Source organism: Kribbella sp. NPDC003505 (assembly GCF_040610875.1).
In the GTDB taxonomy this organism is placed as follows: domain Bacteria; phylum Actinomycetota; class Actinomycetes; order Propionibacteriales; family Kribbellaceae; genus Kribbella.
Map to the genome: position 1 here is coordinate 233288 of NZ_JBEXNA010000008.1, position 25898 is coordinate 259185.

General features: G+C 71.1%; 24 protein-coding genes and 1 pseudogene. 18 read left to right on the forward strand and 7 right to left on the reverse strand.

Annotated elements, in window-relative coordinates; all coding sequences use genetic code 11:
• Window positions 1-80 precede the first annotated feature (80 nt).
• On the reverse strand, window positions 81-671 hold the full coding sequence (locus ABZX12_RS27290) for a chorismate mutase (RefSeq protein WP_355697620.1): 591 nt from the start codon (window positions 669-671) through the stop codon (window positions 81-83).
• A gap of 232 nt (window positions 672-903) precedes the next feature.
• Here ABZX12_RS27290 and ABZX12_RS27295 point away from each other — a divergent pair.
• From ABZX12_RS27295 to ABZX12_RS27350, 12 genes and pseudogenes are all read left to right on the forward strand, one after another.
• A pseudogene (locus ABZX12_RS27295) lies at window positions 904-1144 on the forward strand (IS21 family transposase); the annotation flags it as partial.
• A gap of 433 nt (window positions 1145-1577) precedes the next feature.
• Entirely contained in the window at window positions 1578-3353 is a 1776-nt protein-coding gene (locus tag ABZX12_RS27300; RefSeq protein WP_355697622.1) for a DUF222 domain-containing protein, read from the forward strand.
• Window positions 3354-4326: 973 nt separating this feature from the next.
• Window positions 4327-5844 carry a molybdopterin-dependent oxidoreductase gene (locus ABZX12_RS27305; RefSeq protein WP_355697624.1) on the forward strand — a complete coding sequence of 506 codons (1518 nt, stop codon included), beginning with the start codon at window positions 4327-4329 and terminating at the stop codon, window positions 5842-5844.
• Between the two features lie 77 nt (window positions 5845-5921).
• The gene (locus tag ABZX12_RS27310) at window positions 5922-6590 is read left to right on the forward strand and encodes a fasciclin domain-containing protein (protein WP_355697626.1); all 669 of its coding nucleotides are present in this window, start codon (window positions 5922-5924) and stop codon (window positions 6588-6590) included.
• Between the two features lie 3 nt (window positions 6591-6593).
• Window positions 6594-7205: an ECF RNA polymerase sigma factor SigK gene (gene sigK / locus ABZX12_RS27315; RefSeq protein ID WP_355697628.1), complete on the forward strand. Its 612-nt coding sequence runs from the start codon at window positions 6594-6596 to the stop codon at window positions 7203-7205.
• Window positions 7202-7924 (forward strand): anti-sigma factor, encoded by a 723-nt coding sequence (locus tag ABZX12_RS27320; RefSeq protein WP_355697629.1) that lies wholly within the window; start codon window positions 7202-7204, stop codon window positions 7922-7924. The genes sigK and ABZX12_RS27320 overlap by 4 nt, the downstream gene beginning before the upstream one ends.
• 13 nt (window positions 7925-7937) lie before the next feature.
• Window positions 7938-8378, forward strand: coding sequence for a PaaI family thioesterase (locus ABZX12_RS27325; protein WP_355697631.1), 441 nt, complete (start codon window positions 7938-7940; stop codon window positions 8376-8378).
• A 57-nt stretch (window positions 8379-8435) separates the two neighbouring features.
• Complete coding sequence (locus ABZX12_RS27330) at window positions 8436-9818, forward strand: DHA2 family efflux MFS transporter permease subunit (protein WP_355697633.1); 1383 nt, start codon at window positions 8436-8438, stop codon at window positions 9816-9818.
• The gene (locus ABZX12_RS27335; protein ID WP_355697634.1) at window positions 9815-10765 is read left to right on the forward strand and encodes a sigma-70 family RNA polymerase sigma factor; all 951 of its coding nucleotides are present in this window, start codon (window positions 9815-9817) and stop codon (window positions 10763-10765) included. Before ABZX12_RS27330 ends, ABZX12_RS27335 begins: the two co-directional genes overlap by 4 nt.
• The gene (locus ABZX12_RS27340; protein ID WP_355697636.1) at window positions 10765-11520 is read left to right on the forward strand and encodes an isocitrate lyase/phosphoenolpyruvate mutase family protein; all 756 of its coding nucleotides are present in this window, start codon (window positions 10765-10767) and stop codon (window positions 11518-11520) included. Before ABZX12_RS27335 ends, ABZX12_RS27340 begins: the two co-directional genes overlap by 1 nt.
• 82 nt (window positions 11521-11602) lie before the next feature.
• Complete coding sequence (locus ABZX12_RS27345; RefSeq protein WP_355697638.1) at window positions 11603-11818, forward strand: antitoxin; 216 nt, start codon at window positions 11603-11605, stop codon at window positions 11816-11818.
• 272 nt (window positions 11819-12090) lie between these two features.
• Entirely contained in the window at window positions 12091-12858 is a 768-nt protein-coding gene (locus ABZX12_RS27350; protein ID WP_355697640.1) for an SDR family NAD(P)-dependent oxidoreductase, read from the forward strand.
• Here ABZX12_RS27350 and ABZX12_RS27355 read toward each other — a convergent pair.
• From ABZX12_RS27355 to ABZX12_RS27365, 3 genes are all read right to left on the reverse strand, one after another.
• Window positions 12855-14309: an FGGY-family carbohydrate kinase gene (locus ABZX12_RS27355; protein WP_355697642.1), complete on the reverse strand. Its 1455-nt coding sequence runs from the start codon at window positions 14307-14309 to the stop codon at window positions 12855-12857. The two genes, ABZX12_RS27350 and ABZX12_RS27355, sit on opposite strands and share 4 nt — an antisense overlap.
• A complete protein-coding gene (locus tag ABZX12_RS27360) occupies window positions 14306-16639 on the reverse strand; it encodes a glycoside hydrolase family 95 protein (RefSeq protein ID WP_355697644.1) in 2334 nt (777 codons plus the stop codon). Before ABZX12_RS27360 ends, ABZX12_RS27355 begins: the two co-directional genes overlap by 4 nt.
• A gap of 67 nt (window positions 16640-16706) precedes the next feature.
• A complete protein-coding gene (locus tag ABZX12_RS27365) occupies window positions 16707-18599 on the reverse strand; it encodes an ABC transporter ATP-binding protein (RefSeq protein ID WP_355697646.1) in 1893 nt (630 codons plus the stop codon).
• Window positions 18600-18713: 114 nt separating this feature from the next.
• Here ABZX12_RS27365 and ABZX12_RS27370 point away from each other — a divergent pair, with 114 nt between their 5' ends.
• A complete protein-coding gene (locus tag ABZX12_RS27370; protein ID WP_355697648.1) occupies window positions 18714-19139 on the forward strand; it encodes a MarR family transcriptional regulator in 426 nt (141 codons plus the stop codon).
• A 9-nt stretch (window positions 19140-19148) separates the two neighbouring features.
• Here the strand turns inward: ABZX12_RS27370 and ABZX12_RS27375 are convergent, their stop codons facing one another.
• A complete protein-coding gene (locus tag ABZX12_RS27375) occupies window positions 19149-20066 on the reverse strand; it encodes a 2-dehydropantoate 2-reductase (RefSeq protein WP_355697650.1) in 918 nt (305 codons plus the stop codon).
• Between the two features lie 104 nt (window positions 20067-20170).
• On the opposite strand from ABZX12_RS27375, the gene ABZX12_RS27380 reads away from it, so the two are divergent.
• Both ABZX12_RS27380 and ABZX12_RS27385 read left to right on the forward strand, forming a co-directional pair.
• On the forward strand, window positions 20171-20698 hold the full coding sequence (locus ABZX12_RS27380) for a maleylpyruvate isomerase N-terminal domain-containing protein (protein WP_355697652.1): 528 nt from the start codon (window positions 20171-20173) through the stop codon (window positions 20696-20698).
• Window positions 20695-21576 carry an alpha/beta hydrolase gene (locus ABZX12_RS27385; RefSeq protein ID WP_355697654.1) on the forward strand — a complete coding sequence of 294 codons (882 nt, stop codon included), beginning with the start codon at window positions 20695-20697 and terminating at the stop codon, window positions 21574-21576. The genes ABZX12_RS27380 and ABZX12_RS27385 overlap by 4 nt, the downstream gene beginning before the upstream one ends.
• Before the next feature lie 19 nt (window positions 21577-21595).
• Here the strand turns inward: ABZX12_RS27385 and ABZX12_RS27390 are convergent, their stop codons facing one another.
• Both ABZX12_RS27390 and ABZX12_RS27395 read right to left on the reverse strand, forming a co-directional pair.
• Window positions 21596-22357, reverse strand: a complete 762-nt coding sequence (locus tag ABZX12_RS27390) for a hypothetical protein (protein WP_355697655.1) — start codon at window positions 22355-22357, stop codon at window positions 21596-21598.
• Between the two features lie 36 nt (window positions 22358-22393).
• Complete coding sequence (locus ABZX12_RS27395; RefSeq protein ID WP_355697656.1) at window positions 22394-23254, reverse strand: LysR family transcriptional regulator; 861 nt, start codon at window positions 23252-23254, stop codon at window positions 22394-22396.
• Between the two features lie 76 nt (window positions 23255-23330).
• Between ABZX12_RS27395 and ABZX12_RS27400 the strand changes: the two genes are divergently transcribed.
• Genes ABZX12_RS27400 through ABZX12_RS27410 form a run of 3 tightly spaced genes read left to right on the forward strand, consistent with a single transcriptional unit; the run spans window position 23331 to window position 25884 of the window.
• Entirely contained in the window at window positions 23331-23852 is a 522-nt protein-coding gene (locus tag ABZX12_RS27400; protein ID WP_355697658.1) for a dihydrofolate reductase family protein, read from the forward strand.
• 27 nt (window positions 23853-23879) lie between these two features.
• Entirely contained in the window at window positions 23880-24881 is a 1002-nt protein-coding gene (locus tag ABZX12_RS27405) for a LacI family DNA-binding transcriptional regulator (protein ID WP_355697659.1), read from the forward strand.
• A 40-nt stretch (window positions 24882-24921) separates the two neighbouring features.
• Window positions 24922-25884, forward strand: a complete 963-nt coding sequence (locus ABZX12_RS27410; RefSeq protein ID WP_355697660.1) for a Gfo/Idh/MocA family oxidoreductase — start codon at window positions 24922-24924, stop codon at window positions 25882-25884.
• Window positions 25885-25898: the final 14 nt, after the last annotated feature.

Genomic DNA, 25898 nt, shown 5'->3' on the forward strand with positions numbered 1-25898 from the left:
ACACCACCCGGAGTACCAGGCGATGCAGTCCGTCGAGCTGACGGCGGGCTGCCATGGCCACACCGGCTCGGATGGGTTGATCAGCAGGTCGCCGTCGAGGCGGTGCGGAGGGCCTGGCGGTGGAGACCGTCGAGGTGGTGGTGGGCCGCCGTTGCTGCGTTGGCGATCGCGAGAGAGATGTCGCAGCGGAGGCCCGCCTGGCGGAGGTCGTCGACGCGGACCAGTTCGGCGAGGAGCTGGGTGGTGAGCGTGTCGAGTCTCTCGCGGATGACGTTCAGGTCGGGGCCGGTGGTCGGCGCCTTGCCGGGATGGGCGGCCCAGTAGGCGAGCAGGCCGCGCTGCACAACCTTGCTGGCCTCGATCTGGGCGCGGAAGAACGCCGCGGTCGAGTCCGGGTCGATGCCGAGCCGGACGGCGGACGCGCGGACCGCCTCCAGGATCTGCTGCTCACGCACCGGATCGTCGACCGGCTTACCGCTGAAGTACTTCGAGGCCGCGACATCGTCGCCGATCAGAATCCGCTGCGCCACCAATTCACTCAGCCCGTCGAACGTCGGCGCGGTCTGCTGCACTCCCCCGAGCCGCACAACCGGCACGGCCTCAGCAGCCGGCACCACCGACACGGCGAGCGCGGTCGCCACCACCGCCGTCCCAATCACCTTCCGAAGCACCAGCTCCACCCTTCCCCGACGGTTCGCAACGGGTCGGCACTGTACGCCGCGACAGGTGCAACCTGGTCGCGATCGAGAAGTTCCCGAGACCCTGGGCTTGTAGCGAGCCGGGGGGAGCCAGATGTTGAGCGTGGAGGACTGGGCCCGAGATCCGGCGGTTGCGTCGGTCGGAGGGTGTGTCGCTCTCGGAGAGATCGCGCGGGTGATGGCGATCTCGAGGCGCAGGGCGACGGGTTCGGTGGTGGATGGGTTCGAACCGCGGATCCGCAAGTTGCTGCAGGCCCATCCGACGATGCCGGCGACGGTGATCGGGTAACGGATCGGCTGGCCCCTACTCGATCCGCGCGTTGAGTAGCCGGGTGGCTGAGCTGCGGCCGGTGTATCTGCCGCCGGACCCCGCGCCGCGGACCAGCTATGCCGCCGGTGAGATCGCGCAGTGCGACTTCTGGTTTCCTGACATCGAGGTGCCGGTCCTCGAAGCCCAGCGGCGGATTATGGGCCCAGGTGTATCCGCGGTACAACGCGCCTCAGGAGGTCCTGGCAGACCTGGACAACATCACTCAGCCGACGGCATGCAGACCGGTGTCGCCGATCTACTGGTGATCATGCCGCGCTGCTCTGCCAGCACGAACCCGAGTTGACCAACGTGTTCGCCAATCGCGACGTGCTGGTCGACGGGCCCCTGGTGCGACCGGGAACCGCGCGGCCAGCCGGCGGCAGGACACCTGAGGGCCCGCAATCCCCTCCCACGGCGGATCGGTACCGCTCCTGCATGCCGAGTGTCACCGGCCCGCCGACAGTTCTGGCGAGATCGTGGTGTTTGCTGGTTGTGGGCCCACGAAAAGCCCACAAAATAAGGGGATTCCGGCTCGGAAACTGTCGGTGGCGCCGTCTAGAGTCAATGCCATGGAGCTTCTGGGCGAGCGGCCGGTGTGGTCGATGAGTGGCAGCGAATTGCTGTCCACTCTCGACGAGGTGGAGGCCGAGCTGGCTCGCCGGGAGGCGTACCGGCTGAGCGTGATCGCCGCGATCGAGTCCACCGGGTACGCCGAAGAGCTCGGCGCCCGCGACACCGCCGAGCTGCTGCGGTTCCGCTACCGGCTGGACGCGCCGGCCGCCCGCCGCACCCTGCGCCTGGCCCAGGCCGCCCCGCACTACCCGGCCGTGGCGGCCGCCCTGGACCGCACGGCCTCCTCCGCCACCACCGACGCCCCCGACGACAGCCGATCCGACGACAGCGGATCCGGCGACAACCAAGCCGATGACAGCGGATCGGGCGACGGCGGATCTGACGGTGGGTGGTTGGTGCGGCCGGCGCAGGCAGCCGCGATCGTGTTCGGGCTGGACCGGGTCCGCTCACGGGTCCCGGTGGAGCACCTGGACGCGGCCGCGGAGCAACTGGTCGGGCTGGCCGGTCACCTGTCGCCCGGCGAACTGCGCACGGCCGCGAAGGAGATCGCCGACCTGCTGGACTCCGACGGCCCCGAACCCGAAGAGGACAAGGCGTATGAACGGGAGTCCCTGACGCTGTCGGCCGCGGACAACGGGGTGAAGTTCAAAGGCTTCCTGGCCAACGAGAACGCCGAACTCCTCCGGGCGGTCGTGCATGCCGGTGCCCGCCCGCACAAGACCGTCGACGGCGAACACGACCCGCGGCCGCGCGACAAGCGCCAGGCCGACGCGCTGTCCGCCGCCTTGAGCATCGCCGCCGCCGTGTGGGACACCACCGGCCCCACCACCGGCCCCACACCCGGCCCCGCCGCGGGCACCGCGGGCACTGAGGGCACTGCGGGTACTGAGGGCGCTGCGGGTACAGGTGGCGCCGCGCGCACCGCGGGTACAGGGGACATCGCAGCCGTGGCTTCGGCGGCTGAGAGCGCCGAGGACACAGCCGGTGCCGCGGGCGCCGCGGGGACCGGTGGTCGGGTGGCCGGGTACGGCGCGAAGGCGACCATCACGGTCACGATCGACTTCGACGACCTCAAAGCCGCGACCGCGGACGCGGTCGGGCGCACCGTCTACAGCGGCGGGCTGTCCGCCGCCACGATCCGGCGGCTGGCCTGTGACGCGAACATCATCCCGTTGGTGCTGGGCTCGAACTCCGAACCGCTCGACGTGGGGCGCCGGGTGCGGCTGGTCACCAAGGCGATGCGCCGTGCCCTGGAGGTCCGTGACCGTGGCTGTGTGGTCTGCGGAGCCCCGCCGGTGATGTGCGACGCCCATCACCTGGTCTCCTGGATCGACGGCGGCGACACCAAGGTCTCGAACCTGGCCCTGCTCTGCCGCCGTCACCACACCGACCTCCACAGAGGCCGCTGGCACCTCACCATCCTCGACGGCGAAGTCCACGTCGCCCGTCCGAGCTGGGCCGAACCCGCACCCACCCCCGCCACAGCGCGACGCACCGCGCCTCCGCGCGCCCGGCCACCAGGCAGCGGGCCAGGCTCACGCGCCGCCGAGCCCACCAAGCCCGCCGAGCCGACCGGGCCCACCGAGTTCACCGAGCCGACCGGGCCGACCGGGCCTGCCGGGCCTGCCGGGCCTGCCGGGTTCACCGGGCCCACCGAAGCCGGCCTGCGGGTGTCCGCGGATGTCGCGGTGGCGACCGTCGCCGACCGGTCGCGATGGCGCGCCGACGCGGCTGCGCTCCAACAAGCAGCCGACTTCGCAGCCACCGGCTGACTTCGAAGCCACCGGCTCAGACCAATGAACACAACAACCTCCTACCCGCAGGCAGCGGGTAGGAGGTCGTTGTGCTGCGGCGGTCCTCAGGCCGCGGAAGCTTCCCAGTCGCCTTCGGCTTCGTGCGGCTCATCTGCCACATTCAACCGGTGAGGGGTCCGCCCGCTCGCGGACCGACTCGCCTCCCACGTCGAGCCTCGCCGGCCACACCCGCACCCCGCTTGTCCTGCCCGGCGTCTGTCCTCCACCGCTCGTGGCGAACCCCGGAGCCGGCCGCCACCAGGGGGCTGCCACGAAGGCCGACCTCGGCGGTCGACGACGGTGGAACCGGGCCATCCGCAGGGCCACGGTGGTGATCGGAGCGGCGCACGCGCAAGTGGCGCCCAGGTCGCGCAGACAAACCTACGACCGACCGCCGAAGCCGGCCACCACCCGCACGCTCCCGTCAACCGCCTGTCTGAAAGGCCCACACGAGCGGAGCCGGAGCCGGCCGCCACAAGGGGCGCTGCCACGAAGGCCGACCTCGGCTGCCGACGACCGTGGAACCGCGCCGCCCGCAGGGCCACGGTGGTGATCGGAGCGGCGTACGCGCAAGTGGCGCCCAGGTCGCGCAGACAAACCTACGACCGACCGCCGAAGCCGGCCACCACCCGCACGCTCCCGTCAACCGCCTTGTCTGAAAGGCCTACCCAAGCCCCTGACCCGGAGCCAGCCGCCACAAGGGGCGCTGCCATGAAGGCGGACCTGGGCTGCCGACGACCGTGGAACCGCGCCGCCCCAGGGCCACGGTGGTCATCGGAGCGGCGCACGAGCAAGTGGCGCCCAGGTCGCGCAGACAAACCTACGACCGACCACCGAAGCCACCACCCTCAATCTCCAACACGAGTCTCTGAGCAGTCCTCTTCGTGTGAGGCTGTTGGGCTTCGGCGTGCTCTCCCCCATCCGGAGGGGTGTCGGCGTCGAAGGCTTGTGCATGCACAGGTTTCTGGGAGCAGTTGGTGGTGTGGTCGCGGCTGGTGCGGCGCTCGCGGTCGGGTATCTCGTCGCGGACCTGACGGGTGGACCGTGGCCGGTTGACGCGGTCGGTGTGCAGGTCATCGACTGGGCGCCGGGGCCGGTGAAGGACTGGGCGGTGCGGACGCTCGGGACCGCCGACCGGCCGCTGCTCCGGGTCGGTATCTGCTCGGCCCTGGTGATCGTCGCCGCCGTCGCCGGTCTGATCGGCGCTCGGGGCCGGCGGCGGACTGCGGTCGGGATCGCCGGCGGGCTCGGTCTGGTCGGGCTCGTGTTCGCGGTCTTCAGCCGGTCGTCGGCCGGGAACCTGGTCGACCGGTTGCTTCCGGCAACTGTCACGCTCGCTGTCGCCGTCGCCGCCATGTGGCTGGTGGTCCGTAGCCCTCGAAAGGCCCGTCGAGCAGCAACTGCGCAACCGGCCGGGTTCGACCGGCGGCGCTTCCTCCTGACTGTGTCGGCGCTCGCCGCGACGGGGGTGGTGAGCGCCGGCGCCACCAAGGTTGTCGGAGGGTCCGGGAACGAGCTCCGGGCGCGGGTCCGGGTCCCCCGACCGACACAGGCCGCAGGTCCGCTGCGGGCGAGTGTCGACGTACCGGGGATCAGTCCGTTCACGACGCCGAACAGCAAGTTCTATCGGGTCGACACGCTGCTGCAGGTTCCCCGGATCGATCCGCGGGATTGGGAACTGCGCGTCCACGGACTTGTCGACAAAGAGCTCCGGATCTCGTTCGACCAACTGCTCGAACGCCGCCTGGTCGAGCGTGACATCACCCTGACCTGCGTGTCCAACGAGGTCGGCGGACCGTACGTCGGGAACGCCCGGTGGATCGGCGTACCGATCGCGGACGTCCTGCGCGAGGCCGGCGTCCGGGACGGCGCCGATGCGGTGAAGTCGACCAGCGTGGACGGTCTCACCATCGGTACGCCGTTGGCCGCGCTCACCGACGGCCGCGACGCGATCTTCGCGGTCGCGATGAACGGTGAACCGCTGCCGTTCGAGCACGGCTTCCCGGTCCGGATGGTGGTGCCCGGGCTGTACGGGTACGTGTCCGCGACCAAGTGGATCGTCGACTTCGAGGTCACCAGGTTCCAGGATTTCAGCGCGTACTGGACCGACCGCGGCTGGTCGGTCGAGGCGCCGATCAAGACGTCCGCGCGGATCGACGTACCGAAGGGCTTCGCGACCGTCAAGGCCGGGCCCGCGATCGCGGCCGGGGTCGCGTGGGCGCAGCACCGCGGCATCCGCAAGGTCGAGGTCCGGGTCGACAACGGCCCGTGGCAACCGGCCCGGCTCGCACCGGTCGACGGCCCGGACACCTGGCGGCAGTGGACGTTCCGCTGGGACGCCACGCCCGGCACGCACAAACTCACCGTCCGCGCGACCGACGCGACCGGCGAGATCCAGACCGATCGCCCGGCGCCACCGCGCCCGAACGGCTCGAGCGGACTGCACAACACGGTCGTGATGGTGGAGTGACCCATCCGGCCCGCGACCTGCCCCGAAGTAATCCCGAACTGTTCAGTCAGCACCCTCCTCAGGAAAGAGATCACCTCATGTCCAAGCACCTCACCCGCGCCGGTCTCGCCCTCAGCGCACTGGCTCTCGCAATGACCGCATCCGCCTGTGGTGGTGACGACGACAACGGCGCCGCCGGCGGTGCGAGCACCACCAGCACGAGCAGCAGCGCACCGGCGACGAGCGCCACGCCGACGATGAGCGACGCCGCCGACGGCCTGGTCGGACCGGGCTGCGCCGACTACGCGAAGGCGAACCCGTCGGGCGCCGGCTCGATCGACGGTATGGCGGCCGCGCCGGTGGCCACCGCCGCGTCGGGCAACCCGCTGCTCAAGACGCTGGTCGCGGCGGTCTCCGGCAAGCTGAACCCGAAGGTCGACCTGGTCTCCACGCTGAACGGCGGCGAGTTCACCGTCTTCGCCCCGGTCGACACCGCGTTCGCGAAGATCCCGGCCGCGACCGTGAACACGCTGAAGACGAACGACGCGCTGCTGACCAAGATCCTGACGTATCACGTGGTCGCGGGCCAGCTCGACCCGATGGCGGTCGTCGGCAAGCACCCGACCGTCGAGAAGCAGGACGTCACGGTGAGCGGCTCGGGCGACGCGCTCAAGGTGAACGGCGCGAACGTGATCTGCGGCGGCGTGAAGACCGCGAACGCTACCGTGTACCTCATCGACTCCGTGCTGATGCCCCCGGCAAGCTGACCCGTGACCGGACCTACTTCGCTGCCCTGGCCCGCCGGATCGCACTCGCGATCCGGCGCGGTCGGCGACGGCGACCTCCTGGTGCTGACCGCGACCGGCGACACGGCCGCGTTCAGCGCGCTCTACGACCGCGTCGCCCCCTCGGTGTTCGGGCTGGTACGGCGGATCCTCCGCAACCCGGCCCAGTCCGAGGAGGTGACCCAAGAGGTCATGATCGACGTCTGGCGCACCGCGAGCCGGTACGACGCCGGCCGCGGCTCCGCCCACTCGTGGATCCTGACCATCGCGCACCGCCGCGCGGTCGACCGGGTCCGCTCCGAGCAGGCCGCCGCCGATCGCACCGAGCAGGTCGGTGCGCGGACCGTCGAGGTGGAGTTCGACCAGGTCGCGGACACCGTCAGCACCCGGCTCGAGGCCGAGCAGGTGCGGCGCTGCCTGGATTCGCTGACCGAGCTGCAACGGGAGTCCATCGAGCTCGCGTACTACAACGGCTACACCTACCCGGAGGTCGCCCAGCAACTCGGCGCCAAGCTTCCGACCATCAAGGCGAGAATGCGCGACGGCCTGATCCGGCTCCGCGACTGCCTCGGAGCCACAAGGGGGCAAGGATCATGACGGAACCCGATGTGCACACCCTCACCGGCCCGTACGTTCTCGACGCGCTGCCCGACGACGAGCGGGTCCGCTTCGAAGCCCACCTGGCCGAATGCGCGTTCTGCACCACCGAGGTCGCGGAGCTCCGCGCGGCCGCGGTGAAGCTGGCCACCCAGGTGTCCGCCTCGCCACCGCCCGCCCTGAAGGCGAACGTGATGGCGGCGATCGAGCACGTCCGCCAGCTCCCCCCGGTCGTCGAGGGCGGGCCGGCAAGTCCCGCCGTACCGCGCCGGTTCGGTCGCCGGTCGATGCTCACGCTCGCCGCTGCGGCCGTGGCGGTCGCGCTCAGCGGCGGGGTCGCGGTCGACCAGTACCGGGACCGGCAGGCGGCGGAGCGCACCAATCGGCAGGTGGCGGCCGTTCTGGCCCAACCCGACGCGCGGACCGTTCACGGGGCGGTCCAGGGCGGCGGTCAGGCCACGGTCGTCGCATCTGCGCAGGCCGACAAGTCGGTCGTCGTACTGCGGGGCCTTCCCAAGCTGCCCGACGACCGGACGTGGCAACTGTGGATGATCGACCAGGGCAAGACCGCGCACTCGGTCGGCCTGGCCGCGGGCGACCTCACCCAGGTCGTCAACGGCTCGACTGCCGGGATGACGGCGTTCGGACTCACCGTCGAGCCGGCCGGCGGATCCCCGACGCCGACGCTGCCCGCGGCCGCGCTGATCGCGTTGACCTAGTAGCGTCCCGGGTATGGAGCAGGCGGCGGCCGAAGTACGGGAGCGGGTTCAGGCAAGCTTCGACCGCCAGGGGCTGATGAGCCATCTCGGGGCGCGGATCGCGCACATCGGGCCGGGCGAGGTGCACATCGTGCTGCCGAGCCGGCCCGAGGTCACGCAGCAGCACGGCTACTTCCACGCCGGCGCGACGAGCTCGATCGCGGACAGCGCCGGCGGGTACGCCGCGTTCACGCTGTTCCCGGAGGGTACGTCGGTGCTCACGGTCGAGTTCAAGATCAACCTGCTGGCCCCGGCCGAAGGCGATCGGCTGGAGGCCGTGGGCACCGTGATCAAACCCGGCCGCACCCTCACCATCTGCCGCCTCGAGGTCTTCGCCGTCACCCCCGCCCACCGCACCCTGGTGGCCGCCGGCCAGCAAACCCTCATCCAGATCGAGTCCCGTCCCGAACACTGAGCGGCCTTTCTCTCATCGCAGCGATGAGTTCGGGGCTCGGCGGCGGTCTGTAGAGGTGTGAAAGAGACTGCTGAGCAGAGATGGGTTCTGGGACTGGCCTCGATCGGGTCGGTCATGGTGGCGTTGGACGTTCTGGTCGTCGCTGCGGCGTTGACCACGATTCGGGCGGATCTCGGCGCGTCGGCCGAGCAGCTGGAGTGGACGGTCAACGCCTATGGGCTGAGTTTTGCGATGCTCCTGATGACGGCCGCCGCGATCGGTGACCGTCTGGGCCGACGACGGACGTATGCCGCCGGGCTGGCCGTGTTCACGGCCGCGTCCGTCGCCTGCGCCTTGGCGACGACCTTGCCGCTGCTGATCGCGGCCCGGGCCGTGCAGGGTGTCGGTGCGGCGATGGTGATGCCGCTGGCGATGGGGCTGCTCGGGGCGGCCTTCCCGCCGGAGCGGCGCGGCCGGGCGATCGGCGTGTTCAGCGGCGTCACGGGGATCGCCGTACTGGGCGGTCCCCTGATCGGCGGCGCGGTCACCGAAGGGCTGTCGTGGCAGTGGATCTTCTGGATCAACGTGCCGATCGGCGTGGCCGCGATCGCGTTGGTGCTGACGAAGATCAGTGAGAGCACCGGCCCGGCGCGACGGCTCGACCTCGTCGGCGCGGTCTTGATCAGCCTCGCCGTACTCGGGCTGGTCTGGGGCACGGTGCGCGGTGAGTCGGCCGGCTGGACGAGCGCGGAGGTCCTCGGCGCGTTCGCGGCCGGGGTGGTGATGCTGGCTGCGTTCGGCTGGTGGGAGCGGCGGACGGATCACGCGATGGTTCCGCTCGCGTTCTTCCGGAACCGCACGTTCACCGCGGCGAACTCGGCCGGTTTCTTCCTCAGCGCGGCGTTGTTCAGCGCGGTCTTCTTCCTGTCGCAGTACATGCAGGCCGTGCTCGGATCGGCGCCGTTGAAGGCAGGTCTGCAGCTCCTGCCGTGGACCGCGACCCTGTTCGTGGTCGGCCCGATCGCCGGCCGGCTGGTCGAGCGCGTCGGCGAGCGTCCACTGGTCGTGATCGGTATGGCGCTGCAGACCGCGGGCATGTTCTGGGTCAGTCGCGGCACCGACCACTACGGGGAGCTGATCGTGCCGCTGATCGTCACCGGTTGCGGGATCTCGCTCGCGATGCCCGCGGCGCAGAGCGCGGCGATGGCCGCGCTGCCCCGGGAGGCCGTCGGCATCGCGTCCGGGATCTACAGCATGAACCGGCAGCTGGGCGGCGCGGCCGGGGTGGCCGTCCTCGGGTCGGTGTTCACCGCCGCGGGCGGCTACACCGGTGACGGCTTCGCCCGGGCGCTCGCGGGGTGCGGCGTACTGTCGTTGCTCGGGGCCGTCTCGGGTCTGGCCGTCGCCGCCCGCCGCAGTGCCGAGGTCGTGCCGGAGAAGGTGGCGGAAGGAGTCCGATGAACCTCGAGGAGGAGTTCGCGCAGTACCGGGGTGAGCTGGTGGCGCACTGCTACCGGATGCTCGGGTCGCTGCACGACGCCGAGGACGCCGTCCAGGAGACGTACCTGCGCGCCTGGCGTGGTCACGCGGACTTCGAGCACCGTTCGTCGGTCCGGACCTGGCTGTACCGGATCGCCACCAACGTGTGCCTGAACCTCCTCCAGCACAGCAGCCGGCGGGTCGTCCCGTCGGCGCTGGGTGCCCCGGGCAACGATCCGGACGAGCTGCATGGCCAGGCCCTGGAGGTGCCGTGGCTGGAGCCGTTCCCGGACCGGTTGCTCGGGGCCGACCCGGCCACGGTGGTCGGCGACCGCGCGAGCCTGCGGCTGGCGATGGTCGCCGCGATGCAGCACCTGCCGCCGCGGCAACGCGCCGTACTGATCCTGCGCGAGGTCCTCACCTGGCCCGCCGCGGAGGTCGCGTCGTTGCTCGACACCACGACTGCCGCGGTGAACAGTTCGCTGCAGCGGGCGCGGGCCGAGCTTGCCCGGCTGCGGCCGCGGGAGGACGACCTGAGCGAACCGCACGAGCCGGTACGACGGGCCTTGCTCGACCAGTTCCAGGCGGCGATGGAGAGCAAGGACCTCGTCGCTCTGGAGGGGGTGTTCAGCGCGGACGCGCGGTGGGAGATGCCTCCGATCCTGACCTGGTTCAGCGGGCGTGCCGACGTGCTGCGGCTGCTCGACGCGAAGCTGCGGCCGGGGCCGGACCGACGGGTCCTGGTCGAGACCTCGGCGAACGGACAGCCCGCGTTCGCGCTCTACATCCACGGCTCCGACGACCAATTCCACGCGCACTCGATCAAGGTCCTGACCTGTACGAACGACGCGATCTCGGCCGTCCTCGCGTTCCACCAACCTGCCTTGTTCCCAGCCTTCGGGCTGCCTTTGATCCACAGGAGATCCTGATGTCTTCAGCAACTACCTTGCGGGACCTGCACGTTCCCGGCACGCCCCTCGTCGTACCGAACGCCTGGGACGCGGCCTCGGCGCGCCTGGTCGAGGAGGCCGGCTTCGCCGCGGTCGCGACCAGCAGCAACGCGACCGCGGCGGTCCTCGGGTACGACGACGGCGAGCAAGCGCCCGTCGACGACGTCCTGGCGGCCGCGACGCGGATCGCGCGGTCGGTGTCCGTGCCGGTCACGGTCGACTTCGAGCGCGGGTACCGGCTGGCTCCGGCTGAGCTGGTGGAGCGCTTCGTCGCGACCGGCGCCGTCGGACTCAACCTGGAGGACTCCGATCCGGCGACCGGCCGGATGATCGACGCCGCGGCGCAGGAGGACTTCCTGGCCGCGGTGCGAGCCGCGGCCGGCGACGCACTCGTGATCAACGCCCGGATCGACGCGTTCGTCCGCCGAGCCGGTACGGCGGACGAACAGCTGGCGACCGCGCTCGACCGCGGCAACCGCTACCTGGCCGCCGGCGCCGACTGCGTGTACCCGATCGGCGTCGGCGACCTCGACCTGATCTGCACGCTCGCCACGCAGCTCGACGGCCCGGTGAACGTCGGCTACGGGCAGGGCGTCCATTCCGTCGCGGACTACGCCGCACGAGGTGTCGCCCGGGTCAGCTTCGGGCCGATGTTCCAGCGGCACCTCTACGCGACGTTCGCCAGGACCGTGCTGCCGGCGCTCACGGCGGATCGGAATCCGTTCACCGCATGAGGTCAGGTGTGTGGAATCCGGGCGATCGGGTAATGGCGGTTCGGTAGTGGAAGGCAACCATCGAGAGAACGGGGAAACCGCGATGGGCATGTTCGACAACATGAAGGACAAGGCCGGCGACCTGGTCGACGAGCACGGCGACAAGGTCGACGAGGGCTTGGACAAGGCCGGCGAGTTCGCCGACGAGAAGACCGGCGGCAAGTACGGCGACAAGATCGACCAGGGCACCGACATGGCCCGGGACCAGCTGGACAACCTGGACGGCCAGAACGACGACCTCCGGGACAACGAGTCCTGAGCCCGTTCCGGCGCGACGGTACGCCCGAGCGGCCGCGGAACTCGCCGCGGCCGTCCGGCGTACCGCGAACCCTTCACCGCGCTCATCGGTGCTCTTGGCAACAAGTTCCCTGAGAGCCCGCTGAGTGTTGCCTGTCAGGCGCTGCGGGCAACCGTCCGGTCGCAAGGGGTGAGAAACGCCGAGGGGGCTACGCCATGTGGGCCTCAGGACGTACTCTGCCTCTTGCAAGGGGTGGATGGGGCTGCAGGGGGGAACTGCATGATGCTGGATTTTTGCCTGCACTCGGGGACGGGAAGCCGGTGACGCCGCTACGGCGGCGGATTCTGGTCTGGATCTCCGGCGCGTCGGCCGGGCTGGGGGCCGCGCTGGCGGCGACGATTCCGTTCGAGAGCGCCGAGCTGATCGACATCTCACGCCGCGGCGGTACGCCGGGGGCGCACCACGTCGCGGTGGATCTCGCCGATCCGGACTCGTGGCCGGTGGTCGACAAGGACTTCCGGCAGCGGGTCGAGGCCGGCGATCCGGAGCTGGTGGTGTTCATCCACAACGCCGCGACGCTGACGCCGCTCGGCTCGGCGGATCATGTCGACACCGAGCAGTACACCCGTAACGTGCTGTTGAACTCCGCGGCCGCCCAGGTGCTCGGGCAGTCGTTCCTGAGCGCGCTGTCCGGGCGAAACTGCGAACAGCACCTGATCATGGTGTCGTCCGGCGCGGCGAGCAGACCGCACGAGGGCGAGTCCAGCTACTGCGCGGGCAAGGCCGCGATCGACCAATGGGTGCGCACGGTCGGGCTCGAGCAGCGGCGCCGAAGTCCCGGCTGTCGGGTCGTCTCCGTGTCCCCCGGCTCGGTCGACACGGCAATGCAGGCCGAACTGCGCGCGGCCAGTCCGTTCGAGGTCCCGGTGTCGAGCCGCTTCCGCGAGATGGAGGCCCTCGGCAAGCTCTCCAAACCCGAGACGGTGGCGCGGTCCATCTGGTCGCTGCTCGACCGTGACGTCGCCAGCGGCACCGTCCTGCACGTCCGCGACCTGACCTAGAGCGCGCTCCGCGCCAGCCGGTGGACCTGCGCCCGCGTCGCCGGGTACAGCTCGGTGAAGGTCCGCAGCAGACTCGCGTACGTCGGTGCCGTCGCCAGGTCCGGTGCCACGACGTGATCCGGTCTGGTCCAGTCGGTGTCCGGTGCGACCGCGCCGATCCCGATCGCGGCCAGCAGCGCATCGCCGTACGACGCCCCGATCGTCTGCCGGGGAACGATCTGCTCGACCCCCGCGACGTCGCTGACGATCTGCGCCCACAGGCCGCCCTGCGTTCCGCCGCCGACGGCAACGATCCGGTCGGCCGGCCCGAAGATGTCCAGGATCTGCCGCACCCCACAGGCGATCCCTTCGTACGCCGCGCGCAGCAGATGACCGCGGCCGTGCCGCAGCGTCAGGCCCGCGATCACGCCGCGTGCCAGCGGGTCGTAGATCGGGGTCCGCTCGCCGCTGAAGTACGGCAACAGGACGAGCCCTTCACTGCCCGCGGGGACGGCGGCTGCTTCCGCGAGCAACGTCTCGAAGGGCGCACCGCCGGTCAGGTCCTGCAGCCAGGTCGTGACCGTCCCGGACGTGGCCATACCGGCGGCCAGGGTGTGCGAGCCGCGCTCGACCCCGGACGTCGTCCACAGGCCGCGCACGCTCGTCGGTGCGGGAAGGACCTGGACGAAGAACATCGTCGAGCCGTACATCAGCATCAGGTCGCCGGGCCGTCGTACACCGACGCTGAACGCCTCCGCCCACGCGTCGACAGTCCCCGCGACGACCGGCGTCCCTTCGGACAGGCCGGTCTGCTCCGCGGCGTCCCGCCGTACGACGCCCACCTGCTCGGACGGCCACACCAGGCGCGGCAAGGCGAGACCCGGCAGTACTGCTTCCGCCCAATCCGCTGCCCAGTCCTGTCGGCGGACGTCGTAGAACGGGTCACATTGGCTGGCCGTGTGGTGGTCGAGCACCCATTCGCCGGTCAGCCGCGCCACGACGTACGTGTGCGCGCTGAACCAGCGGTCCTGCGGCCGCCAGGCGTCACCGGCGGCGCGCCGCAGCCAGGCCAGCTTCGGCCCGATCGCCTGGCTGGACAGGTCCTTCCCGCAGCGCTCCAGGATCGCGTCCGCGCCGAGCTGCTCGGTGATCTCGGCGATCTCGCGGGTCGAGCGGGTGTCGACGCCGTACAGGATCGCCGGCCGGCGCGGGCGCAGGTCGGCGTCGGTCTGGACGACGCACGGCCCGAGACCGGAGACGCAGACCGCCGCGACGTCGGTCGTGTCCAGCTCGGCGAGAACCTCGGCGACGTCGCCCCACCAGTCGCGCTCGGGATCCATCTCGGCCCAGCCCGGCTGCGGCAGGCTCGGGGCGTGGTCGCGGCGTGCGACCGCCACGACCTCGCCGTCGAGCGTGCACAGAACAGCCTTCGTACTGCCGGTACCGATGTCGACGCCGATGACGAAACTCATCCGGCAATTGTCCAGGTGTACGGGACCCCGGCGGCGAGAGACACCTCCTCGCGACGCTCGCCGTGGCGGAGCACGACAGCGCCGTCCCGGTCGGCCGTCAGGACGGCTTGCGCCGCGTCCGCGGACCAGATCAGGTCGACGCCGACGCCGACGCGGGCGCGCAGACCGGTGATCGACCCCTCCGGCCAGGCGTCCGGCAGCGCGGGGAAGATCTCGAGCTCGCCGGTGTGGCTCTGCAGCAGCATCTCCGCGATCCCGGCGGTCGCACCGAAGTTGCCGTCGATCTGGAACGGCGGGTGCGCGCAGAAGAGGTTCGGATACAGGCCCGAGCCGTCACCTACGTAGTCGGTGCCCGAATCGGAGGCCGGAGTCAGCAGCTCCCGGACCAGACGGTGAGCGGCCGCGCCGTTGCGGAGCCTTGCCCACAACGAGATCCGCCACGCCAGCGACCAGCCCGTGCTCTTGTCCCCACGCAGCTCCAAGGTGCGGGCCGCGGCGTGAGCGAGCTCCGGCGTACCGTCCGGGGTGATCTGGTCGCCGGGGTGCAGGCCGATCAGATGCGACGTGTGGCGGTGCTGCGGTTCGGCCTCGGCGAAGTCCGCCAGCCACTCCTGCAGCTGGCCCCGGCTGCCGACCCGCGGGTCGGGGATGCGCTTGCGGGCGGCGGTCAGGTCGTCGACGAGCGGGTCGGCGAGCTCGAGCTCGGCCGCGGCCTGCACGCAGCGGTCGAACAGGTCCGCGATCAGCGACAGGTCCATCGTCGCGGAGGTCGTGACCGAGGCGGGTTCGCCGTCGGCGGCGACGTACTCGTTCTCCGGCGAGGTCGACGGCGCCGTGCCGAGCGTGCCGTCCGGCAGCTCGAGCAGCCAATCGAGACAGAACTCGGCGGCACCGCGCAACACCGGCCAGGCGTCGCGGAGATACTCGCGGTCGCCGGTGAACGCGTAGTGGTCCCAGAGATGACGGCACAGCCAGACGCCGGCCAGCGGCCAGTTCGACCACTTCGGGTTGCCGTCGACGGGCGCGGTCCAGCACCAGGCGTCGGCGTTGTGATGCGCGGTCCAGCCCTTCGTTCCGTAGAGCTCCTCGGCCGTCCGGCGTCCTGCCTGGGCGAGGTTCGCCACGTAGGTGAGCAGGGGCTCGTGACACTCGGACAGGGACGTCGTCTCGGCCGGCCAGTAGTTCATCTCGGTGTTGATGTTGACCGTGTAGTTGCTGCTCCACGGCGGCTGCAGGTGCTCGTTCCAGATGCCCTGGAGGTTGGTCGGCAGGCCGCCCGGGCGGGAGCTGGAGATCATCAGGTAGCGCCCGAAGTTGTAGATGAGCGCCGCCAGTCCCGGATCGTCGCCCGCGGTGGTGAGCCGCCGGTCGGTGGTCAGCTCGACAGCGGAGGGCAGTGTGAGCACCGAACGCCGGAACAACTCCTGGTAGTCGGCCACATGCTCGTCACGCAGCTCCTCCGCCTTGGCAAGCGCAGCGCGGACAGTGGTATCGGCGGCATCGCGGCACTCTTCGCGGGTACGTGTCGGTGCGATCGCCGGTCCTTCGTAGCCGGTGGCGGTGGACAGCACGACGTACAGCTCGGTCGCCTCGCTGACCGTCAGCGCGTCGTCGGTCGCCGTGATGGTTCCGTCGGTCTGCGCCCGCAGTACGACGGCTGCGTTCATGCCACGGTCGTCGCCGTCGGAGTACTGGATCGGGTCGGCGGCGTTGCCGTGCGGCGGCGCGACGGACGACGGGCAGGTCGCCAATAGAGCCAGCCCGTTGTCACCGACCGCTTCCGTCGTCGGGCGGAGCTGCGAGGTGAGGCTGAGCGTCGCGGTGAGCGGCTGCGATGCACCCAGACGTAGGATCAATGCCTGTGCCGGCGCGCTGACGAACACCTCCTGCCAGACCTCGACGCCGCCGATCTCGTACTCGGCCCGCGCGACCGCGGCGTCCAGGTCGAGCCGACGCCGGTAGTTCGCGGCAGCACCTGACGGCCGGTATTCCAGCAGCAGGTCGCCGAGCGGCATGTACGCCTGTGAGTGCCCGCTGTGGAAGCCGTGCGAGAGCTCCTCGGCCGTGCGGACGTCGCCCTGCGCCAGCGCGGCCCGGACCCGGTCGACCGCCGCCGCGCCGGTCTCGCCGATCGGTGTCGACAGCCGGCGGGTGGTCTCCGGGCTGCCCGACCACAGCGTCTCGTCGTTCAGCGCGATCCGGTCCCGCTCGGCGCCGCCGAACCACATCGCCCCGATCCGGCCGTTGCCGAGCGGCAGCGCCGCCAGCCAGTCCGCCGCGGGTGCGTCGTACGTGAGCTCCGTGGCGGCCGCAGTCATCCGATCTCTCATAGGGCAGATCCTCCCCCGTGCACGACGCGCCGCGCGACCGGGGGTCCGGCAGGTGGTCAGGCGGTGGTTAGGCTGCTTCGGCGAACTGGGTCGCGTAGAGGTCGGCATACAGCCCGCCGCGGGCGAGCAGTTCGTCGTGCGTGCCCCGCTCCTGGATGCGGCCGTCGTCGAGGACGAGGATGACGTCGGCGTTGCGGATCGTCGACAGGCGGTGCGCGATGACGAGCGACGTCCGGCCGGCCAGCGCGTTCGCGAGTGCGGTCTGGACGGCGGCCTCGGACTCCGAGTCGAGGTGCGCCGTGGCCTCGTCGAGGATCACGATGGACGGCGACTTGAGCAGCAGCCGGGCGATCGCGAGCCGCTGGCGTTCGCCGCCGGACAACCGGTAGCCGCGGTCGCCGACCACGGTGTCCAGACCGTCCGGGAGGTTGTCGACGAGGGCGGCGATCTGCGCCGCTCCGAGCGCCGCGCGCAGCTCGTCGTCGGTCGCGTCCGGGCGGGCCAGCTGCAGGTTGGCGCGGATCGTGTCGTGGTACAGGTGCGAGTCCTGCGTGACCACGCCGATCGCCGCACGGAGCGAGCTCTGCGTGACCTCGCGGACGTCGCGACCGCCGACCAGGACGGCGCCGCCGGTGGCGTCGTACATCCGGGAGACGAGCGAGGACAGGGTGGACTTGCCGGCGCCGGAGGGGCCGACCACGGCGACCATCTGCCCCGGCTCGACGCTGAACGTGACGTCCTTCAGCACCTCATCCCCGGTCTCTGCCGACAGCGTCGCGACCGACTCCAGCGAGGCGAGCGACACCTCGTCCGCGGACGGGTAGTGGAACGACACGTGGTCGAACTCGATCGACGGCTCCTCGGTCGCCGGCAGCGTCTTCGCGTCCTTGCGATCGGCAACCATCGGCGGCAGGTCGAGAACCTCGAGCACGCGCTCGAAGCTGACCAGCGTGGTCATCACGTCGACCTGGATGTTGGACAGCGCGGTCAGCGGGCCGTACAGCCGGTTCAGGTACGCCGTCAGCGCGACGACCGTCCCGATCCCGAGCATCCCTTCGACGGCGAAGACGCCGCCGACGCCGTACACAAGCGCCACCGCGAGCGCGGCGACCAGGGTCAGGGAGACGCGGAAGACGCCGGCGTACATCGACGTGGTGACGCCGATGTCGCGGACCCGGGCGGCCTTCCCGGCGAAGTCCCGGGAGGCGTCCTCGGTCCGGCCGAACACCTTGGCGAGCACCGCGCCGGCGACGTTGAAGCGCTCGGTCATGGCCTGCGCCATGGTGGCGTTCAGCTTGTACGTCTCCGCCGTCGCCGCGCGCAACTTCCCGGCGAGCAGCCGGGCCGGAACGACGAACAGCGGCAGCACGACGAGCGCGAGCAGCGTGATCTGCCACGACATCACGAACATCGCAGCGAGCACCAGCACGACGCTGAGCAGGTTGCTGACGACGTTCGACAACGTGGAGGTGAACGCCTGCTGGGCACCGAGGACGTCGCCGTTCAGGCGCTGGATGAGCGCGCCGGTCTGCGTGCGGCTGAAGAACGCGACGGGCAACTGCTGGACATGGTCGAACACGGCGGTGCGGAGGTCGTAGACGAGGCCCTCGCCGATCCGCGCGGAGAACCAGCGCTCGGCGAGGGTGATCGCGCTGTTCGCGATCGCGAGCAGCGCGACGACGAGAGCGAGCCAGACCACGACCTCGGCGTGGCCCGGCACGATTCCGCGGTCGATGATCGCGCGGAACAGCAGCGGGGTGACCGCGCCGGTGCCGGCGTCGAACGCGACGAGGACGAGGAACACGGCCAGGTAGCCGCGGTACGGACGGGCGAAGGAGAGGATCCGGCGGAGGGTGCCCGCCGACAACTTGTGATGCCGGACGGAGGAGTCCTTCAACAGCGAACGCATCGCACGCCCGCCGCCGGATCCCCCGCCCGGAAAGCCGGAGATCTGCGACATGCAGTTCCTTCCAGTCAGGGACCAAGATATACTGAGGTTAACTCACTATGAGTAAAACTCACAACCACCTCGGTTTGTTCCCCTCCGGGGAAGAAGGGCCACTAGGCTCTGGGCATGTCTGAGCCCGAGGACGCCGCCGAGCAGATCGCCGGCCTGCTGGACGGCATCGTCCGCCGCCAGCGACGAGCCGGCCGCGAGAGCTTCGGCGAAAGCGTCACCCACGGCCAGTTCCGGGTGCTGCGCACCCTCGACCACGCGGGCCGCGCGCTGCGCCTCAGCGAATTGGCAGCGCAGTTGGGCATCGTGCCGCGGTCCGCCACCTCGGTCGTTGACGATCTCGAGGCAGCTGGGCTCGTCGCGCGACAGCCGGACCCGGACGACCGCCGCGCCACTCTCGTCGATCTCACGCCCGACGGCCTGAAGATCCTCTCCACCCTCCGCGAGAAGCGCCGCGCCGTGATGGCCGACCAACTGGCGCGCCTGACCCCCGAGGAACAACAGACCCTGGCAAACCTGCTCCAGCGCCTGGCCGGCAACTAACCACGCGCGTCAGTTGCCGGCGGCAAGTGCTCGGGCGGTGGCGAGGTCGTAGAGGAAGGTGTTGACGGGGGTCGGGACGCCGGCGTCGTTGCCGAGGCGGACGACGGCTCCGGTCCAGGCGTCCAGTTCGGACGGGCGGCCGGCGATCAGGTCGCGCTGGAGTGACGTGGTGCCGTCGGCGGGGAGCTGGTCGATCCAGGCCAGCGTGCGCGGTACGACGTCGGCTGCGAGCTGGATGCCGCGGGCGAGCGCGACGTCGCGGATCTCGGTGATGGCCTCGGTGAGCAGCCGGCGGGTGGCGGGGTGGGTGCGGAGCACGCCGTACGGGGCGCCGGTCGCCGTACCGAGGCCGCCGCCCGGGACGACCGACAGGAACTTCGTCCACAGCGCCGCCCAGATGTCGTCCGGGACGTTCGCCTGCAGTCCCGCGCCGACGACCGCGTCCCGCAGCCGGTCGGTCCGCGGCGTGACCTGGTTGTCCCACTCCCCGACATTGAGCTTCCCGTTGCCGAGATGCCGGACGACACCAGGACTCTCGACGTACGCGATCACCTCCGCGGCCCCGGGCAGTACGGCGTCCCGCCCGTAGACGTCCGCGACCTGGCCGGGCGCTTCGACCCCGTTCTGCACGGTGACGATCGCGGTGTCCGCGCCCACCAGCGGCCGGATCGCGGCGATCGCCGCGGGCAGCTGCCACGTCTTCACGCAGACCAGCGCGTAGTCGACCGGACCGATCTCCGCCGGATCGCTCGTCGCCCGCACCGGCAACCGCAGGTCACCTGCCGGGCTCAGCACCGCGAGCCCGTCGGCGTTCATCGCTTCCAGGTGCTTGCCCCGCGCGACGAACGCCACGTCCTGCCCGGCGGCGGCCAGCCGCGCGCCGAAATAGCCGCCCACCCCGCCCGCGCCGACGATCCCGATCCTCACAGCCCACTCCCTCTGTCCGATTCAACTGGTAACCGTAGCGCGGTGGATTGAGAGGTTCGCGCAATCGACCGCGCCCGCCCCGGCCGGGCTGGTTGATTGTCGGCATGCGTACACCGACGACAACCCCCGCGCAGGCGGCCGAGCTGATCCGGCGCGACCAGGACCTGCTGCTGAGCCGGACCGAAGGCTTGAACGAGACCGAGCTGCGCGCGCCGTACGACGTGACCGCCGGGCCGCTCGGCGACTTCTGCGACTCGCTGCACGATCTGGTCGCGCACGTGCTGATGTGGGACGAGATCACCCTTGCCGTGCTGCGGGACGCCCGGGCCGGCCGGCTGCACTGGAGTCTCGATCCGCGCTGGGAGACCGCCGACAGCGGGCGCGCACTGAACCTCGGCGGCGTGGAGGCGGGCCGGCGGATCCCGTCCGAGCTCGTGCTGCACCGGTTCCGCAGCGTCGGCGCCGCGCTCGTCGACGAGATCTCGCAGTACGACGACGGCACCTGGACGGATCCGTCGACGGGCGCCGGGTTCGACGGCGGCATCGGCGCGCTGGCGGAGTACGTCTCGACCACACCGGACGGGATCCTGTTCGCGCACGCGGCCCGCCACCTGGCTATGGTGCGCGCATGATCCACGAGATCGTCGACAGCCCGCAGTACGGGCCTGAGACGGACGCCTTGCGGAAGCTGCTCGCCGACCAGCCGGATCATCCAGGACTGGATCCGTACCAGGCGCTGCTGCTCGATCGGGAGGAGCTGCCCGACCCGGCCGTGGCCGGCGAACGTGACCCGCGGGTCACCGTCGAGGACCTCGCGATCGAGTTGCCCGGGCGGACGCTGCAGGCCCGGATCTATCGGCCGTCGCCGCAGCCCCGGCCGGTCCTGCTCTGGCTCCACGGCGGCGGCTTCGTCGGCGGAGACCTGCGGGACATCGAGTTCGCGACGTCCGGGATCGCCGCCGCCGGCAACGTCACGGTGATCTCACTCAACTATCGCCTCGCGCCCGAGAACCCTTGCCCCGCGGGGCTTCAGGACGTCAGCGACACGCTCGCCTGGATCCGCGCGAACGTCGACGGCGACGGACGGATCGCCGTGGGTGGCCAGAGCGCGGGCGGCGCACTGGCCGCCGGCGCGTGCCAGCTCGCCCGCGACGCGGGTGCGCCACTCCCCGACCGGCAGATCCTGTGCTACCCGGTCCTGGACCTGCATCCGGCCGCCGACTGGCACGAGTGGTACTTCGGAGCACGTGACATCCCTGCGGGCGCCGTACCGTTGCAGGCTGCGACGCTCGCGGGGCTGCCGCCGACGCTGATGCTCGCTGCCGGGCGGGACTGGTTGCGCGCCGACGCGCTCGCGTACGCCGGTCGGCTGGAGCAGGACGGCGTACCGACGCGGCTGGTGGAGTACGCGGACACGATGCACGCTTTCCTGAACTTCCCGGCGGCGCTCTCCGCCGGCCGGCACGCGGTCGAGCTGATCGCGGCGGACCTGCGCGCCGCGTTCGGCTAGGGCCCAGGTCCTACAGGTCCTAGTGGTCGGCGCGGTGGGTGAAGAACCGGGCCGGGTTGCCGGCGGCGCGCGGGTTCGACGCCAGCCAGGTGGTGAAGGAGTCGGGATGGCGGCGTTCGAGCTCGTCCAGGTAGGCCCGCCGTACGTCGACCATCGCCTGCCGGCGGTCGGCGCTCATCGCGCGCTGGAGCTGGTTGAAACTGCGGCGCCAGGCCAGGCACAGCTCCTCGTCGCTCAACTCGCCGACGCTGCGCACCACCGCGGTCAGGTACTTCGGCATCGGCCACTGGGCGGTCGGGTCGGGGTCGGCGCGGACCGCCTTCAGCTGCCGACTCGATGCCTTGGGCAACCGGATGCGCCGGCGCGGCAGCGTCCGGGCCGGCCGCCCAGGCCGCTCGGGGCGCTCGGGGCGCTCGGGGCGCTCGGGGCGACCCGAGCGCAGCCAGCCGACGACCGGGGGCGAGACCGCGACGATCAGCAGGAGCAGGACCGCGGTGGGCGCCCCGATCGCGGCGGCGTACCCGCAGACCGCGAGCAAACAGAGTCCACCGAGCACCGCGCCCCGCGGCACCACGTGCAGCAGGTCCGAGGACGGCAGGTCGCGGCCGAGGCCGATACTGAGAAAGATCGCTCCGGTGGTGAACGCGGCGACCGCGAAGGCCGCGAGATTGGTCGCCGGTGACACGAACACCAGCGAGGCCAGCACTCCGATCACGGCCAGCACCACCACGGCTGCCCGCCAGATCCGCAGATATCGCAGCTCGGCATCCACCATGCTCACCCAGTGCCCCATCGCCCGGCTCTGCAACCGGAGTCCTCAGGCCAGTGTGACGCGTTTCAGGGCTGCAATGAAGGCTGTTGTGGCCGGCGGATCGGGCGGTTCGCCGTACGTCGCGAGGAAGATGCGCCGGAAGACCGGCAGCTCCGTCGAGCACACCCCGTCGGCCAGGTGCGAGCGCAGCGCCAGGCCGGGCGAGGTGGTGACGCCGAGCCCGGCCCGGACGAGGGCCTGCTTGACGATCACGTCGTCGCTGGTGAACGCGATCCGCGGCGTGAACCCGGCATCGGCGCAATGCTGCAGCAGCTCGCGCCGGCAGTTCTCGCAGCCGGCGATCCAGTCCGAGTCGCGGTGGTCGGTGAGGGTCTCACCGGGGCGGCTGCTCAGCAGGTGGATCGGGTCGTCGCGCAGGTAGCTGTAGCGGATGCCGTCGTCCGGCTGCTCGTCGTCATACCGGAACACGATCGCGAGGTCGATGTCCCCCGTCCGCAGCTGCCGTACGGCGACCCGCGGGTGGGCGTCGGTGAGTTCCAGCCGGAGGTCCGGGTAGTCGCGGCGCAGCTCGGCCGCGGCCGGTGGCACGAGTTCGCTGAGTGCCGAGCTGAAGGCGCCGACCCGGACCCGGCCGGAGCGCAGGCCCACGAGCGCGGCGAGCTCGGCGTCGGCGGCGTCGACGCGGCCGACGATCTCCGCGGCACGGCGGGCGAGCACCTCCCCTTCCGGGGTGAGCCGGATCCCGCGGCCGGCCTTCTGCACCAGCTTCGCTCCCGTCGCGGCCTCCAGCCGGGCGAGGTGATGACTGACGGTGGGCTGCGTGTAGTGCAGCGCCGCGGCCGCCGCGGTGACCGAACCGTGCGCGGCGACCGCGGCCAGCACCCGGAGCCGAACCAGATCGAGCATGTATCGATGCTATCTATGCCTCTACCGTTCAATTGGCATTGGACGCATGAATGGCCGCCGGGCGACGCTGATGACCATGACCGGCACAGTGATCTGGCATATGACGATGTCCCTCGACGGCTTCATCGGGGACCGCGACGACAACCTCGACTGGACCTCGCTCGCCGACGGCGGGCCGTCCGGTCTCGGCGCGGAGGTGATCGCCGGCTGTGGCGCGTTCCTGTGCGGCGGCAAGCGGGTCGAGGCGGTCGGCGAGAACCGTCCGTACGGCGGGGTGTGGAAGGGGCCGATCCTGGTCTACACGCGCAAGGACCCGGCCACGAACCCGATCCCGGAGTTCACCTACGTGAGCGGCGACATCCGCGACGTGGTGGCGGACGGGCTGCGCGCGGCCGCCGGCCGGAACCTCGTCGTCACCGGCGGCGCCGTTCCCCGCCTGGCGCTGGACGCCGGTCTGGTCGACGAGATCGTCCTGCACGTCGTCCCCGTGCTGCTGGGCGAAGGCGTCCGCTTCTACGACAGCCCCGGCGTGCACCCGACCCGGCTGAAGCTCCGCTCGGCCGAGAACCTGAATTTCTGGTTCGGGGTCGTGAAGTGATGCAACCGGTTGCACTATCGTGGCCGCATGGCAACACGTACCGGGGTCACGATTCGCGAGGTCGCGATCGCCGCCGAGGTGTCGCGGTCGACGGTGTCGCGGGCCTTCACCAGGCCGCACCTGCTCAGCCCGGAGACCGTGGAGCACGTGCGCGCGATCGCGGCCCGGCTCGGGTACGTCGGGAACCAGGCCGCGCGGGCGCTGTCGACCGGCCGGTTCGGGAACATCGCGGTCGTCGTACCGGACATTGCGAACCCGTTCTTCCCGCCGCTGGTGCGGAGCCTGCAACTCGCCGCCGAGACCGCCGACCTCGCGGTGTTCCTCGGCGACTCCGACGAGTCGGCGGAGCGGGAGGCCAAGCTGATCGCCCGGCTGGCGCCGCAGGTCGAGGGGTTCGTGCTCGCCTCGCCGCGGCTGTCCGAGGAGCTGATCCGCGGACTGGCCGCGACCCGTCCGGTCGTCCTGGTGAACCGCGACCTGGACGGCATCCCACGGGTACTGATCGACTCGTCGGGCGGGATGACCGAGGCCGTGCTGCTGCTGAAGAAACTCGGTCACGAGCGGCTCGCGTACCTGGCCGGACCGCGGGACTCCTGGTCGGACCAGCAGCGCCGGGAGACGCTCACGCAGACCTCCGCTAAGGCGGGACTGACGGTCGAGATCATCGAGGTCGGGCGGCCGACCTACACGGCCGGGCGGGACTCGGTGTCGGCGCTCGTCCGGTCCGGTTCGACCGCGGCGATCGCGTTCGACGACGTGGTCTCGCAGGGCGTGCTGGCCGGGCTCGAGGTGCGCGGCATCTCGGTGCCCGCCGACTTCAGCCTGGTCGGCTGTGACGACACCCTCGCCCCGCTCACCACGCCCGCGCTGACCAGCGTCTCGGCCGGGGCGGCGACCGCCGGCACGGCGGCCGCGAAGCTGCTCGTCGACCTGCTGGAGGCCACCGAGCCGAGCGGCGGGTGCGTCACGATCGCGACGCACCTGGTCACCCGCGCGACGACCGCGCCGGCGCCGAGACCCGCGCCGTGATGCGTTGACGTGCAACCGGTTGCATGCTGGAATCACGGATATGACGCGAATCGCGATCGCCGGCGCCGCCCACCCGCACGTGGCCTATGCGACCGCCGAGGTCGACCAGGTCGCCGCGTTCGAGCTGGTCGCGGTGGCGGACCCGTCCCGCGAGACCGCCGAGCGCTGGGCAGCGCCGTACGACGCCGAGGTTTTCACCGACCACCGGCAGATGCTGCGCGACCTCGAGCCTGACGTCGTCATGGTCGCCGGGATCTACGGCGACCGCGGCCAGGTGGTCGTCGACGCGCTCGAGGCCGGCTGCCACGTGATCGCCGACAAGCCGCTGTGTACGACGCTCGAGGACCTGGAGGCGATCGCCGAGGCCGCGCGCCGCACCGGTCGGCACGTGACCCTGCTGCTCGAGAAGCGGTACTACCCCGTCACTCTCGCGGCCCTGGAGATCGCCGGCCGGGTCGGCGCCATCCACGGCGTGACGTCGTCCGGCCCGCACAAACTGAACCGCCCGACCCGTCCGGCGTGGTTCTTCGAGCGCGAGCGGTACGGCGGACTCCTCAACGACCTCGCGGTGCACGACATCGACGCCGCTCTGCTCTTCACCGGCCTGACCGCGGGAACCGTCAGCGGCACCGTCGTGGACAGCTCGTACGGCGTGGCGACGCTGAGCGGACCGGGCGCGGTCATCACCGCGGGTGTGGACTGGATGAACCCGGCCGGCTCACCGGTGCACGGCGACTACCGAATGAAGCTGGTCGGCACCGAAGGCACCGCGGAGCTGCTCTGGGCCCGCAACCGCCTGGTCCTCACCACGACCGACCTGGCGCCGCACGACGTACCGTTGCCGGCCGGCTTCCGGCCCGCCGAGAAGCCGCTGCAGGCGCTTGCTGCAGGCAACGAACCGGACATCACGACGGACCGGAGCCTGCTCGTCACGCGAATCGCCCTGCTGGCCCAGCGCTCGGCAGAAACAGATGGAAGCCCCCTGGCCTGGACAGCCGACTAGCCATCGATCGGAGA